Raw genomic sequence first — 13,523 nt, 5'->3', positions numbered from 1 at the left:
ACGGAGAGGGCCGCTCGCCGCTTACTGAGGTCACGCATGCGCGTGCCGAGGCCATGGCGGCGTGCCGAGGAGTTGGGGAGCCACGCCCCGGGCCCGCCCCGTCTGTTGCGGGGACGCGGGGCGGGCCGAGAGGGGAGGGATGTGCAGGCAGGTCAGAAGGTGAGCATCACCTTGGTGGCGTGGCGCGTGTCCATCGCCTTGTAGCCCTCCGGGGCCTGCTCCAGCGGCAGGACGAGGTCGAAGACCTTGCCCGGGTCGATCTCGCGGTCCCAGATGAGCTGGATCAGTTCCGGCAGGAACCGGCGCACTGGGGCCGGCCCGCCCAGCGTGTGGATGCCGGCGAAGAACAGCTGGATCCCGGGGATGGACACGTCGTAGTTCACGCCCACGTAGCCCAGGTGCCCGCCGCCGCGGGTGGCACCGACGGCCTGCATGAACGACTCCTGCGTGCCGACCGCTTCGACCACCGAGTGCGCACCGAGCCCGTTCGTCAGCTCCTTGATCTTGGCGACGCCCTCGTCGCCGCGCTCTTCGACGATGTCGGTGGCGCCGTAGTAGCGGGCCAGCTTCTGCCGCTCAGGGTGACGGGACATGGCGATGATACGTTCCGCGCCCAACTGCTTGGCGGCCAGGACTGCCATCAGGCCGACTGCGCCGTCACCGACGACCGCGACGGTCTTGCCGGGCCCGACCTCTGCCGCGACGGCGGCGTACCAGCCGGTGCCCAGCACGTCGGAGGCGGCGAGCAGCGCGGGGACCAGCTCGGGGTCGGGCTGTCCCGGGGTGGCGACCAGGGTGCCGTCGGCCAAGGGGATACGAGCCTTCTCGGCCTGGGTGCCGATCCCGGCGTGGACGAACTCGGCGTGCACGCACTTGGACTGGAACCCGGCCTGGCAGATCTCGCACGTGTTGTCGGAGATGACGAACGATCCGACCACGAAGTCCCCGGGCTTGACCGTCTTCACCGCAGCGCCAACCTCTTCGACCACGCCCACGTACTCATGGCCCATGAGCGTGTGATCGGCGGGCTCGATGCCGCGATACGGCCACAGGTCAGAACCGCAGATACAGGTCGCCGTCAGCTTCACGAGAGCGTCGGTGGGCTCGATGATCTTCGGATCCTCGCGCTCCTCCACCCGGACGTCGCCGGCGGTGTGCATGACTACTCCACGCATGGTGGGTCTCCTTGCTGTTTGTGCCGGCGCCTGAGACGCCGGTTCGTGTTCAGGAAGGCACGGCAGTGCCGCGGCTCGGTTTGGAGGGCTTGCACGCCGGCGAGTCCGCTTGAGGGGCCTACCTGTCCGGCCCCGGGCTCGGCCTTCCCGCCGCCGATGCGGCTGGGGTGTGCGCCGCCGGGCGGCGGCGCTGGGTGAGCGCGATGGCGATCGTGGGAATCAGCGTGAGAGCGGCGCTGACGGTGCCGATCGCGGCAGGGCCCGGGGCTCACCGGCGATCTCCGGCAGCAGGCCCGCCACCACGAACTCAGTCATGCCCATCAGGAACGTACCCAGGGCCAGGACGTACACGAGGAGCGGAAGCCGGGAGGGCGGCTGCCCGTGGCTACTGCTCCGCAGGTCGGCGGGGCGTGGAGGGTATCTCCTCGCGTGGTCATGCTTCCTCTCCGCTGCGGGTCGAGATCGGGGTGCGCATCCCACGAAATCGCGTCTTGCGCAGGCGTGACAGGCTGCGTTTATCGGGGGGGACAAGCTCAACCTCCCTTCCCGGAGATGCGGGCCGTAGCGTGGAAGGCATGGAACGCCTCCCGGACAACCGCGCCGACATCCGTGACTTCCTCGCCACCCGGCGCGCCAAGATCGCTCCGGAGCAGGTGGGGCTGCCCACCAGCGGCCGGCGCCGGGTTCCGGGGCTGCGGCGCGAGGAGGTCGCCGTCCTCGCCGGCGTGAGCACCGAGTGGTACACACGGTTGGAGAAGGGCCACATCGGCGGCGTCTCCGAAGATGTCCTCGACGCGGTCGCCCGCGCACTGCAGTTGGATGAGGACGAACGCATCTACCTGTTCGATCTGGCCAGGGCCGCACAGCCTCCCAGCCACGCGCCGCGCCGCCGCAAAGCCGTCGAGATACCGCCCCGCGTCCAGTGGCTGCTGGACTCCATGACACTGTCCGCGGCGTTCGTCACCAACGGCCGCTTGGACATCGTCGCCACCAATGCGCTGGCCCGCGCCCTTTTCGCGCCGTTGTTCAACAGCGAGACGACGGACGAACGCAGGCGTCCGAACTTCGCGCGGTACTGGTTCCTCGATCGCGGCGCACCCGACTTCGTGGCCGACTGGGACGGCGCCCTCGGCGCCACCGTTGCGTTGCTGCGCGCCGAGGCCGGACGATATCCACACGACAAGGCATTGCGCGAACTGGTCGGTGAGCTGTGCACGGTAAGCCCCGAGTTCCGTACCCGTTGGGCCGCCCACGACGTGCGCATCCACCACGGCGGGGTCAAGCGTTTCCAGCACCCTGAGGCCGGGCCTCTCGAACTCGTCTACCAGCCGTTGGACCTGACCATTTCCCCCCGTGAAGCACATTCGCTGACCATCTGCACGGCCGAGCCGGGCACCCCTGATGAGGACCGACTCAAACTCCTCGCCAGCTGGGCAGCGACCCGACTCCGGGAAGCAGAACCCGCCAGCGGCAGGGAGCCGCCCTGAAGGTAGGACTCCGGCACTCGACGAAGATCACGTGACGTGCTGACCTCGCCGGTGCGGACCGCTACGCGAGATCGTGCAAGAAGTAACAGAGGGAGGAGCAATCGTGAGTCGGCTCCTTGTGACCGGTTCCGCAGACGGCCTTGGCCGCGCCACGGCGGATGCGCTGCTGTCCGCAGGGCACGATGTGGTGGTGCACGCCCGAAACCAGGAGCGGGCGGCGGCCCTCAATTTCCTGGTCAACCGTGGGGCGCAGCTGGTGGTGGGCGACTTCGCCAACCCGGATGCCGTTCGGTACCTCGCCGCCCGGCTGAACGACGCCGACCCGCTCGACGCGGTCATCCACAACGCCGGGGTATGGAACGGTCCAGCCGTCATGCCCGTCAACGTCATCGCACCGTACCTGCTGACGGCCCTGCTGCCCGGGCCGCGCCGCATGGTGTATCTGAGCAGCAGCTCGCACCTCAGCGGGCGCCCCTCACTCGCCGGGGTGAACTGGCGGGGCGCAAACGCGGGCTCGTACCCCGACAGCAAACTGTTCGTCACCACGCTCGCGGCCGCGGTAGCCCGCCGACGGCCCGAGGTGCTGAGCAACGCCGTGGATCCGGGCTGGGTGCCGACCAGGATGGGCGGTCCGGACGCACCGGACGATCTCGAACTCGGCCATCAGACCCAGGAGTGGCTCGCCGTCAGCGACGAACCCGACGCCCGGACCACCGGCGGGTACTGGTACCACCGCCGGATACAGCAGTCACACCCCGCCGTCCACGACGAGGCATTCCAGGACCGCCTGATGCAGGCGTTGGCCGCGGAGACGGGCGTCGCGCTCGACTGAACGCGACGCGGTCGTCTCACCCCGGGGCGCGTCTACCAGGCGTTGGCTTCCGGCCTTCGCCGCCAGGGCCGGGCCAGATTCCGTCGAGCCTGCGCAGCGTGTCGTCGGTCACCGACACATCGAGGGGCGCGCCGGTTGATGTCGAACCGTGCAAGTCATGCGACGGCCGACAGCCTGGACCGGGTCTTCGTGATCCGCGTCCACGACGACCGCATCCATCTTCCGAGCCTTCATCGCCCTCACCGACTCCGCCGGCCAACCGCTGGCCTTCACCCGAGCATCGGCGGGCACTACTGAACTTGATCGGGTGATGTCGGGCTGTTCACCGGACAGCGCGCAGGTGGGCTCGGTAGCCCACTTCCACCCCCATCGATGGAGGCGTCAGCCTTTTCACTCGGTAAACGCTCACGGCTCGTTCCGTGCGGCCCTCATGTTCCGTTACGGAAGGGCCTTGTTGCTCTGGAACGGAACGAGCGTTGACAGCGGACGCTGCACTCGCCGCTGTCCATGCACCATGGCTGCAACCAATGTCGGGAGCCAGCCGTGAACAGGCTCCCGCCTTGGTGCGGTCAGGTGTGCATCAGCGGTCCTCCACGATGAAGCAGGCCCGTTGGTAGAGCTCGTCGAAGGCGATGACCAGCATCCCAACACGCCTGACATGCCATCAGAGCGAGCGTCAAATGAGCGTCACGAGCGTCATTTCAGCGTCAAGATATCGCCCGTAACGCCCACATCGCACATAACGCGCACTGACAAAATCGCAGGTCAGGACAGCTTGGCCACCGGTTCAAGGATCGCAACACACTCCACGTGGTGCGTCTGCTGCTGGGCGTGATGGCTACCGCTGGCGGACACTGGCGACCGCAGCGCTGCCCGGGTCCTGCTGCGGCATGTCGCCGACGCGTGCCGTCGGCCGACCGTGGTCCGGGCCGACGGCAGCTGTACAGGCAGCCTCGTCGAGTACCACTGTGCGCCGCTCGAAGTCGCTTATCAGGCAGGCGAGTTGGCGCTCGACGATCCGCCGCTCGGGCAGCACCACGAAACCACGCGGGCTGCTCCGTCGGACATCGCCGACGCCAGTGCGAGCACCGATACGTGGCCACTCAAGGGTGGCGACCCTCCCTCGATATCGGGTCAAACCTGGAGTGGGACGGCACCTCCGCCCGCGGCAAGGGGCAGGACCTCCGGTCCGGCGGTGTTCAGCCCTTTACGCTGCCCTCGGTCAAACCGCTGCGCCAGAAGCGCTGCAGGGCGACCATGGCGATCATCAGGGGGACGACGGAGACAAAGGCGCCTCCGACGGTCAGTTGGTAGAGCTGTGGTTGGCGGTCGGCGAAGGACTGCCACGACGTCAGGCCGAGGGTGATGGGGTACAGCTTGGAGTCGGAGAGCATGACCAGCGGCAGGAAGTAGTTGTTCCAGATGCCGACGAACTGGAAGAGGAAGATCGTCACCAGGGCGGGGGTCATGATGCGCAGAGCAACGACCGTGAAGATACGGATCTCTCCCGCACCGTCGATGCGGGCCGCCTCCAGCAACTCGTCCGGTATGGATGCCGCGGCGTAGATCCGGCACAGGTACACGCCGAAGGGACTGACGAAGCTCGGCAGCAGTACGGCCCAGTAGGTGTTGGCCAGGCCTGCCTTGCTGAACAGCAGGTACATGGGCAGCGCCAGCGCCGTGGCAGGGATCAGGACGCCGCCCAGCACGATGTTGAAGATCGTGTCCCGGCCGGTGAAGGAGAACTTGGCCAGCGCGTAGCCGGACATCGCGGCCAGAAGTGTCGCCACGCCTGCGCCGACGCCCGCGTACAGCAGGCTGTTGGCGGCCCAGCGCAGGTATATCGCATGGTCGTAGGTGACCACCTGGTGCAGGTTGCTCAGGAACCGGGGATGGGAGAACCACAACCCGAAACTGCCGAACAGGTCGCCGGTGGACTTGGTGGACGCCACCGCCAGCCAGTACACCGGGAGCAGGAAGTAGCCGGCGGCTGCCACGAGCAGGCCGGTGACCAGGATGCGACTGCGCGTGGTGACCCCGGTGATGCCGCCGCGCGGCGTCGTGCCGTCGTCGGAGGCCGGCGTCTCGCCCCTTGGTGGGACTGTGCGGGCCGGTGTCTGGAGACTCACGCGTCCCCACCTCTCTTGTTGATCAGCCGCAGGAAACCGAAGGAGAGCACGAACGCGGCGAGGGCGAGCAGTACCGCCTCGGCGGCGGCGAGGTGGTAGTTGTCGTTGGTGAACGCCTCGTTGTAGGCGCTGAGGTTGGGGGTGTAGGCGCTGTCGATACTCGATGAGACGGGCTTGAGCACCAGCGGTTCCGCGAACAGTTGCAGCGTGCCGATGATGGTGAAGACCGTGGTGAGGATCAACGCCGGGCGCAGCAGCGGCAGTTTGACGTGCCGGACCGTCGCCCACGCGCTGGCGCCGTCGATGCGGGCGGCCTCGTACAGCTCCGCGGGGATGGTGCGCAACTGGGCGACGAGAACCAGGACGTTGTAGCCGGCGAACTCCCAGGTGACGATGTTCGCGATGGACCACAGAACGGTGTTTCCGCCGAGCAGGTCGACCGATATCCCGAGGTGGCGCATGCCGTCCACGAGGGGGCTGACTCCCGGAACGTACAAGAAGCCCCACAGGATGGACGCGATGACCCCCGGAACGCCGTAGGGCAGGAAGAAGGCGGCGCGGAAGAAGCGCACGCCTCTTGCCGAGGCGCTGTCCAGCAACAGGGCGAGCCCGGCGGACAACACGACCATCACCGGCACCTGGACGACGGCGAACAGCAGTACGCGACCGATGCTGCGCAGAAAGGCGTGATCGGACAACGCGTCGGAGTAGTTGCGCAGCGCTACGAAGACGGTACGGCTGCCGCCGAGCCCGAGGGCTCCGGTGTGCTCGACATCCATGACGCTCTGGTAGACGGCGTAGCCGATGGGGACGGCGAAGGTCAGCAGGAACAGGAGGAGGAATGGCGCGACGAAGGCGAAGGGCGCCAGATTTCTGCGGCGGCGGGGCGCTCGGGTGGGCATCTGGGTTCTTTCTGGAGTCCGGAGGGGAGAACGGCGGCGGCCGTGTCGCGCCCTCCGGAGGTGGTCACTGGCCGGTGGAAACCTTCAGGCCCTTCCTCTTCAGGTCCTCGACGGTCTGCTTCTGTGCCTGCTGGACCGCCGAGACGAACGTGCCCTTGCCGGCCAGGGCGGCCTGGAAGCCGTCGTTGAGGTGCTGGTAGGTGGCGTCGATCGTCGGTATCCACTTCCACGAGTTGTCGACGCTCTTGTCCGCCTGTGCGAAGACCTCGTTGTACTTCTGGTCTCCGAAGAACTTCGACGGCTTGTCCAGCGAGGAGCCCTTGTACGCGTCGGCCCCCGCGGGCCAGCCGTATCCGCCCTGCAGCAGCAGGTCGACGCTGGTGGGGTCGGTGTTGAGCCATTCGGCGAACTTCAGGGCCTCGGGGATGTGCTTGGCGCCCTTGAGGATGGCCGTGGAGGAGCCTCCCCAGTTCGCGGACACGTTCGAGCCCTTTGTCCACTGCGGCATGGGTGCGACCGCCCATTTGCCGGCGGTCTGAGGAGCGTTGCCGCTGATGATGGCGTCGCCCCACTGGGCACTGACCCACGAGGTGATGGCGCCGGTCTGCAGGTCCTTGTACCAGCCGTTGGCGAAGTCGGGTTCGGTCTTGATCACTTTCTTGCTGCGCAGCTTGTCCCAGAAGGCGGCGACCTTGAGGGTCTGCGGGGAGTCGATGTTCACCGACCAGGTGTCGCCGTTCACGCCGAACCACTTGGCGCCGGCCTGCCATGCGAGGGCGGTGAACCAGGCGGAGTTGCCGGCGGGGAAGGTGCTGATGTAGGCCTTCGGGTCGGCGTCGTGGATCTTCTGTGCGGCTTGGGCGAACTCGTCCCAGGTGGCGGGCGGCTTGATGCCCCATTTCTTGTACAGGTCGGAGCGGTAGAACAGGCCCATCGGGCCGGACGCCTGGGGGATCGCGTAGACAGCCGAGTCGAAGACTCCCTGCTGCCACTGCCAGTCCACGAACTTCGACCGGTCCTTGTCCGCGCCGTACTTGGACAGGTTCACCAGGCCGTTCTCCAGCAGGAACGAGGGGATCTCCTGGTATTCCACCTGTGCCAGGTCGGGCGCGTTGCCGCTCTTGAGCGCGGCGCGCATCTTGGCGTAGCCGCCGCTGCTGCCTGCCGGGATCTTCTCCAGTTTGACCTGGATGTCCGGGTGAGTGGCGTTCCACTTGTCGACAGCCTTGTCGACACCGGGAACCCACGACCAGAAGCGCAGGTCGACCTTCTGACCGGCCTTGACAGGTGCCTGGATTCCCTTGTCCTGCGAGTTGCTTGAACCTCCGCAGGCGGAGATCACCAGGGCGGTGGCGGCAAGGGTCGCTGCGAGTGCGCCCCGGCTTCTGCGGAGGTGTGTGGTGCGGCTCATGGGAGGAGGTCCTTCCTCACTTCGTACTGAACGTGCCTTTTGCTGCCGGTCAGTCTTGGAGCGCCATCGCCATCTCGTCAAGATATATTCATAATTAATTGAAACAGCTATGGTGGGTGCGCACAGCAGCCATCAGAGGGGAGACGCACGCGATGACGGAGTGCCGCAGAATGGCGGGGCGGGTGGCGGTGATCACCGGCGCCGCGCATGGAATCGGCGCCGCCACGGCCCGAAGGCTGGCGGACGAGGGCGCGACCGTCGTGGTCACGGACGTGGACGACACGGCGGGCAAGTCACTCGCCGCAGGCATCGAGGAGAGCGGGGGGCGCGCGCAGTACGTACGGTGCGACGTGACCTCCGCCGCCGACTGGGAGAACCTGTCCCGCCACGTCGGCGAGCGTCACGGCCGGCTGGACGTGCTGCACAGCAACGCCTTCGCCCAACTCAACAAGCCCGCCCACGAGTTGAGCGAGGACGAGTGGGACGGTCAGATGGCCGTGCTGCTCAAGCCGGCCTGGCGCGGGATGAAGACCTTCGCGGCCATGCTGCGCCAGGCGTCGGGATCCGTCGTGCTCACCTCCTCGGTGCACGCGGTCATCGGCATCCCCGGTCATGCCGCCTACGCCGCCGCGAAGGGCGCGCTGTGCTCACTGGGGCGGCAGTTGGCCGTCGAGTACGGCCCGGACATCCGGGTCAACACGGTGCTGCCCGGACCCATCCTCACCGCCGCATGGGAGGGGATCCCGGAGTCCGAGCGGGCGCGCAGCGTGGCGGCCACGGCGGCCAAGCGCTTCGGACAGCCGGAGGAGGTGGCCGCCGCAGTCGCCTTCCTCGCATCGGCGGACGCCTCCTACGTGACCGGAGCGAGCCTCGTGGTCGACGGAGGATGGAGCGTCATGAAGGAGTCCTCGTGAGCGCCGCGCACCTCGCGGTATGCCGTACGAGGCCTCCGCGAACAGCACCGAGACGGAAACGGAGAACCTGGTGAGCCAACCCGGTAGGGGGCTGCACGGCCAAGCGGTGGAAGAACTGGGCCGGCGCATCATGCGCGGCGACTACCCCCCGGGCACCGTGGTGGACCCGGCCAAGTTCCAAACCGAACTCGGCGTCAGCCAGACCGTGGTGCGCGAAGCACTGCGCGTGCTGGCCGCCAAAGGCCTACTCGAATCACGGCAGAAACGCGGCACGACCATCCGGCCCCGCGCCGACTGGAACCTGCTCGACAGCGACCTGCTGCGCTGGCAGGGCAGCAGCGCTCCCACCGACGGCTTCCTGGGGGACCTCGCCGAGGTCCGCGCGATCGTCGAGCCCGCCGGAGCCCGGCTCGCCGCCACCCGCCGAACGCCGTCCGACCTGGACACACTGCGCCAGGCGCTCGACGCGATGGCGGCGGCGGGCACGGACGCGGACGCGATGGTCGAGGCGGACCTGGCCTTTCACCGCGGCCTGCTGGACGCCGCGCACAACGAACTCCTCAGCCGGATGGAGGTCGTCATCGAGGCCGGCCTGCGCGTGCGCGACCAGATCGTCCACGGCGCCCGGCACTTCGCCGACTCCATCCCCGTGCACCAGAAACTGCTCGACGCCGTCGAAGCCGGCGACCCGGACGCCGCCGTGGCCGCCGTCGAGTCAGTCCTGGCCCAGGCCACCGACGACCTGGCAGCCGTACAGGCACGGAAAGACAAGGAAGACCGCGCCGCCGACGTCGCGACCGACACGCCGCCGAAGGAAACTCCTTGAAAATAACCGGACTTGAGACGTTCCTCGTGGCTCCGCGCTGGCTGTTCCTGCGCATCGCCACCGACGAGGGCGTCACCGGCTGGGGCGAGCCACTGATCGAGGGACGCGCCGAGACCGTACGCGCCGCGGTCCACGAACTGGCCGACTACCTCGTAGGCCAGGATCCGTTGCGCATCGAGGACCACTGGCAGGTGCTCACCAAGGGCGGCTTCTACCGTGGCGGCCCCATCCTCTCCAGCGCCGTCGCCGGCATCGACCAGGCACTGTGGGACATCGCCGGCAAGACGTACGGCGTTCCCGTGCACCGTCTTCTCGGCGGCCCGGTACGCGACCGCGTCCGGATGTACGCATGGATCGGCGGGGACCGCCCCAGCGAGGTCGCGGAACTGGCCGAGGAACAGATGAAGGCGGGCTTCACCGCCGTGAAGATGAACGGCTCGGCCGAACTCGCCCCGATCGACACCCCGGCGCGCACCGCCGAGGTCGTCGCCCGCGTCGCGGCCGTCCGTGAAGTGCTGGGCGACGAGCGGGACATCGCCGTCGACTTCCACGGCCGCGCCTCCACCGCCATGTCACGCCGCCTGCTGCCCCAACTGGAGCCGCTGCACCCGCTGTTCGTCGAGGAACCCGTCTCGCCGGAACACTCCGGCCACCTGCGCAGCCTCGTGGAGTCCACGAGTATTCCCCTCGCCACCGGCGAACGCCTCTACTCCCGCTGGGACTTCCGCGAGGTCATGACCAGCGGCATCGCCGTAGCCCAGCCCGACCTCTCGCACGCCGGCGGCATCTCCGAGGTCCGCCGCATCGCGGCCATGGCCGAGACCTACGACGTCGCCCTGGCCCCGCACTGCCCCCTCGGGCCGATCGCCCTGGCCGTGAGCCTTCAGATCGCCTTCTCCGTACCGAACTTCCTCATCCAGGAACAGAGCATGGGCATCCACTACAACCAGCAGTGCGACCTGCTGGATTACGTCATGGATCCCGAACCCTTCCGGTTCCAGGGCGGATACGCCGTCGCCTCGACCCGCCCAGGTCTCGGCGTCGAGATCGACGAGAAGGCGGTACGCCGCGCCGCCGAGGTCGGACACCGCTGGCGCAATCCCGTATGGCGCGGCCCCGACGGGGCGTTCACCGAATGGTGACCGTCATCAGGCCATTCCCCGCACCCCCTGCACAAGGAGAGCCTGCTCCATGAACCTGGTGGAATCGCTTCGAGCCCACCGCCTGTTGGCGATCGTCCGCGGCAAGGATCCCGCCGCGGCCCTGCGCACCGTGCGCACCCTCGCCGAGGAGGGCATCGCGGCCGTCGAGGTCTCCCTGACCACGGCCGACGCCCTGACCGTGATCAGGCAGGCGCGCACCGAACTGGGCCCCGACGCACTGGTCGGCGCCGGAACCGTACGCTCGGCCGCGGACGCCGCCCGCGCCGTGGACGCCGGCGCGTCCTACCTCGTCACCCCGGCACTGGTCGACGGTCTTGAGCCCTACGGCATACCCGTGCTGATGGGAGCCCTGACCCCGAGCGAGATCGAACTCGCCCTCGCGCGGGGCGCCGCCGCGATCAAACTCTTCCCCGGCACGCTCGGCGGCCCCGGCTACCTGCGGGCCCTGCGCGACCCCTTCCCCGAGGTGCCCTTCGTGCCCGTCGGCGGAGTGGACGCACAGGCCGCCCGCGACTACCTGGACCGGGGCGCCCTCGCCGTCGGCGTCGGCTCACCCCTCGTCGGGGACGCGGCCGACGGCGGCGACCTGGACCAACTCCGAGCCCGCGCGGCCGTGTTCCGCAAGGTCGCAGAGGGGGAGACGCTGTGACGACACCGGATCACCAGACCCCGCCCGAAGTGGTGACCTTCGGCGAGACGATGGCGGCGCTGCGCGCCCACAGCGCCCTGCGGCTCGGCGGCAATCTCGGGCTGTCCGTCGCGGGCGCCGAGTCCAACGTCGCCATCGGTCTCGCCCGGCTCGGGCACCGGGTGCGCTGGGTCGGCCGGGTCGGCGCGGACGAACTCGGCGCGCTGGTCCTGCGCACGCTGCGCGCCGAGGGCATCGACACCGGCCACGCGGTCACCGACGACACCCGCCGGCCCACAGGACTGCTGCTGACCGAACCCCGGCTGGGCACGCTCACCCGCGTCAACTACTACCGCGCCGGTTCCGCGGGTTCGGCCCTCTCACCGGCCGACGTCCTGCCCGCGCTGGCCTCGGGACCCCGCATCCTGCATCTGACCGGCATCACACCGGCGCTCAGCGCGTCGGCGGCCGAAACCGCCCTGGCCGCCGCCACGGCCGCCCACGACGCCGGCATCACCGTATGCCTCGACGTCAACTACCGCTCCCGGCTGTGGACTTCGGACCACGCCCGCGCGGCCCTCCGACCGCTGCTGACCCACACCGACCTGCTCATCGCCTCCGAGGACGAGCTGCCGCTGATGCTGGAACGGCCCGGAACGGGCGAAGCCGACGCCGTGCAACACATCCTGGCCGCGGGCGTGACCGAGGTGGTCATCAAACGCGGCGCACGTGGCGCGACCACCTTCACCACAGACGGCGCGGCCAACTGCCCCGCGCGAGAGGTCGGCGCGGTCGACCTGGTCGGAGCGGGCGACGCCTTCGTGGCCGGATACCTGTCCGGACACCTCCACGGCGCGGACATCCCCGCCCGTCTGTACCGGGCCGTCACCACCGCGGCCTTCGCCGTCGCGACCCGCGGCGACTGGGAGGGCCTGCCGACGCGGGACGAACTCGGCCTGTTCGACCAGCCCGAGGGCACGACCATTCGCTGACCGGGAGGACCGAATCATGACATCCACGGCAGCAGTACCGGCGTCGGTCGTCGTCGACGGAGCGTACGAACTCGCCGAGGGCGGTCGCTGGGTCGACGACCGGTACGTGTACGTCGACATCCTCAGCGGCCGGCTCTTCGAACTGCGCGACGACAATGGGCCGGCCGCGCACCAACTGGCCCGGCTCGACGTCCCGTTGGGAGCCGTCGCGCCGGTCGGCGACCGGCCGGGCACATGGATCGCCGCCGCCGGCACCGGCATCGCGCTGCTCACCGCCGACGGCGCACTGGAATGGCTGGACCGCCCCGAGGACCGCACCCCGGTCCCCAGCCGGATGAACGACGGCGTCGCCGACCCCGCCGGCCGTTTCTGGGCGGGCAGCATGGCCTACGACGGCACCCACGGCGCGGGCTCGCTCTACCGGACGGACCACGACGGCACGGTCGTACGCGTCTTCGACGGCCTGACCATCGCCAACGGGCCTGCCTTCACCGCCGACGGCGCGATCATGTACCTCGCCGACACGGCCGCCGGCACCATCTTCCGCTGCCGGGTCGATCCCGTCTCCGGCGACCTCGTCGGCGGCCCGGAGACCTTCGCCCAACTGCGCGACGGCGAGGGCAGCCCCGACGGAATGACGGTCGACGCCGAGGGCTGCTTGTGGGTGGCGATGTGGGGCGCCGGCGCGGTCCGCCGGTACCACCCCGACGGCCGCCTGATCCACACAGTGACCGTCCCCGCCCCGCATCCCACGTCGGTGTGCTTGCATCCCGGCGACAACCGTCTCCTCGTCACCACGGCCCGGTACGGGGTGACGAATCCGACCGCCACTTCCGGCGCGGTGCTCAGCGTCCCCGTACCGGTCAGGGGAACCGCGGCCTGCGCCTGGCGCGGCCAACGCTGAAACCCTCTCCTTCACCCGGCATGTCGGGACTGGTCGAAAACCAAGTGGCCCAGGTATGCGTTTCGTCGACGCGGGGGCGTTCGGCGAGTGCGGGCGTCAGCAGGAGCCGGTCGTGTCCGGTCCTTGAATCCGGCCTTACCGACGCCGCGGCCGTCCCAGG

12 protein-coding genes are annotated in these 13,523 nt (G+C 69.0%); 8 read left to right on the top strand and 4 right to left on the bottom strand.

The features are described 5' to 3' along the window. Positions 1-152: 152 nt before the first annotated feature. The gene (locus ACIBK4_RS37555) at positions 153-1,175 is read right to left on the bottom strand and encodes a zinc-dependent alcohol dehydrogenase family protein (protein WP_399002323.1); all 1,023 of its coding nucleotides are present in this window, start codon (positions 1,173-1,175) and stop codon (positions 153-155) included. A 575-nt stretch (positions 1,176-1,750) separates the two neighbouring features. On the opposite strand from ACIBK4_RS37555, the gene ACIBK4_RS37550 reads away from it, so the two are divergent. Both ACIBK4_RS37550 and ACIBK4_RS37545 read left to right on the top strand, forming a co-directional pair. Next, a complete protein-coding gene (locus tag ACIBK4_RS37550) occupies positions 1,751-2,662 on the top strand; it encodes a helix-turn-helix transcriptional regulator (protein WP_399002321.1) in 912 nt (303 codons plus the stop codon). Positions 2,663-2,765: 103 nt separating this feature from the next. Further along, positions 2,766-3,494: an SDR family NAD(P)-dependent oxidoreductase gene (locus tag ACIBK4_RS37545; RefSeq protein WP_399002319.1), complete on the top strand. Its 729-nt coding sequence runs from the start codon at positions 2,766-2,768 to the stop codon at positions 3,492-3,494. Between the two features lie 1,199 nt (positions 3,495-4,693). Here ACIBK4_RS37545 and ACIBK4_RS37540 read toward each other — a convergent pair. The 3 genes from ACIBK4_RS37540 to ACIBK4_RS37530 form a co-directional block, all read right to left on the bottom strand. Continuing rightward, the gene (locus tag ACIBK4_RS37540; RefSeq protein WP_399002317.1) at positions 4,694-5,623 is read right to left on the bottom strand and encodes a carbohydrate ABC transporter permease; all 930 of its coding nucleotides are present in this window, start codon (positions 5,621-5,623) and stop codon (positions 4,694-4,696) included. Beyond that, positions 5,620-6,525, bottom strand: a complete 906-nt coding sequence (locus ACIBK4_RS37535) for a carbohydrate ABC transporter permease (RefSeq protein ID WP_399002315.1) — start codon at positions 6,523-6,525, stop codon at positions 5,620-5,622. Before ACIBK4_RS37535 ends, ACIBK4_RS37540 begins: the two co-directional genes overlap by 4 nt. 64 nt (positions 6,526-6,589) lie before the next feature. Then, positions 6,590-7,936, bottom strand: a complete 1,347-nt coding sequence (locus ACIBK4_RS37530) for an ABC transporter substrate-binding protein (RefSeq protein ID WP_399002314.1) — start codon at positions 7,934-7,936, stop codon at positions 6,590-6,592. Between the two features lie 170 nt (positions 7,937-8,106). On the opposite strand from ACIBK4_RS37530, the gene ACIBK4_RS37525 reads away from it, so the two are divergent. Genes ACIBK4_RS37525 through ACIBK4_RS37500 form a run of 6 tightly spaced genes read left to right on the top strand, consistent with a single transcriptional unit; the run spans position 8,107 to position 13,363 of the window. Then, positions 8,107-8,850 carry an SDR family NAD(P)-dependent oxidoreductase gene (locus tag ACIBK4_RS37525; protein WP_399002311.1) on the top strand — a complete coding sequence of 248 codons (744 nt, stop codon included), beginning with the start codon at positions 8,107-8,109 and terminating at the stop codon, positions 8,848-8,850. 19 nt (positions 8,851-8,869) lie between these two features. Next, on the top strand, positions 8,870-9,676 hold the full coding sequence (locus ACIBK4_RS37520) for a FadR/GntR family transcriptional regulator (protein ID WP_399002309.1): 807 nt from the start codon (positions 8,870-8,872) through the stop codon (positions 9,674-9,676). Then, a complete protein-coding gene (gene dgoD / locus ACIBK4_RS37515; protein ID WP_399002307.1) occupies positions 9,673-10,818 on the top strand; it encodes a galactonate dehydratase in 1,146 nt (381 codons plus the stop codon). The genes ACIBK4_RS37520 and dgoD overlap by 4 nt, the downstream gene beginning before the upstream one ends. A 49-nt stretch (positions 10,819-10,867) precedes the next feature. Continuing rightward, on the top strand, positions 10,868-11,488 hold the full coding sequence (locus tag ACIBK4_RS37510) for a bifunctional 4-hydroxy-2-oxoglutarate aldolase/2-dehydro-3-deoxy-phosphogluconate aldolase (RefSeq protein WP_399002305.1): 621 nt from the start codon (positions 10,868-10,870) through the stop codon (positions 11,486-11,488). Next, complete coding sequence (locus ACIBK4_RS37505; RefSeq protein WP_399002303.1) at positions 11,485-12,459, top strand: sugar kinase; 975 nt, start codon at positions 11,485-11,487, stop codon at positions 12,457-12,459. The genes ACIBK4_RS37510 and ACIBK4_RS37505 overlap by 4 nt, the downstream gene beginning before the upstream one ends. Positions 12,460-12,475: 16 nt before the next feature. Next, positions 12,476-13,363: an SMP-30/gluconolactonase/LRE family protein gene (locus ACIBK4_RS37500; protein ID WP_399002301.1), complete on the top strand. Its 888-nt coding sequence runs from the start codon at positions 12,476-12,478 to the stop codon at positions 13,361-13,363. Positions 13,364-13,523 lie beyond the last annotated feature (160 nt).

It is taken from the genome of Streptomyces sp. NPDC050528 (genome assembly GCF_044457795.1).
Classification (GTDB): Bacteria; Actinomycetota; Actinomycetes; order Streptomycetales; family Streptomycetaceae; genus Streptomyces.
This window is presented reverse-complemented; position numbering and strand designations above follow the sequence as displayed.

Bases quoted from the DNA above. Each gene is read 5' to 3' on its own strand.
- ACIBK4_RS37550 (WP_399002321.1), top strand. From the start codon at position 1,751: ATGGAACGCCTCCCGGACAACCGCGCCGACATCCGTGACTTCCTCGCC.
- ACIBK4_RS37510 (WP_399002305.1), top strand. From the start codon at position 10,868: ATGAACCTGGTGGAATCGCTTCGAGCCCACCGCCTGTTGGCGATCGTC.
- ACIBK4_RS37520 (WP_399002309.1), top strand. From the start codon at position 8,870: ATGCCGTACGAGGCCTCCGCGAACAGCACCGAGACGGAAACGGAGAAC.
- ACIBK4_RS37500 (WP_399002301.1), top strand. From the start codon at position 12,476: ATGACATCCACGGCAGCAGTACCGGCGTCGGTCGTCGTCGACGGAGCG.
- ACIBK4_RS37530 (WP_399002314.1), bottom strand. From the start codon at position 7,936: ATGAGCCGCACCACACACCTCCGCAGAAGCCGGGGCGCACTCGCAGCG.
- ACIBK4_RS37535 (WP_399002315.1), bottom strand. From the start codon at position 6,525: ATGCCCACCCGAGCGCCCCGCCGCCGCAGAAATCTGGCGCCCTTCGCC.
- ACIBK4_RS37525 (WP_399002311.1), top strand. From the start codon at position 8,107: ATGGCGGGGCGGGTGGCGGTGATCACCGGCGCCGCGCATGGAATCGGC.
- ACIBK4_RS37555 (WP_399002323.1), bottom strand. From the start codon at position 1,175: ATGCGTGGAGTAGTCATGCACACCGCCGGCGACGTCCGGGTGGAGGAG.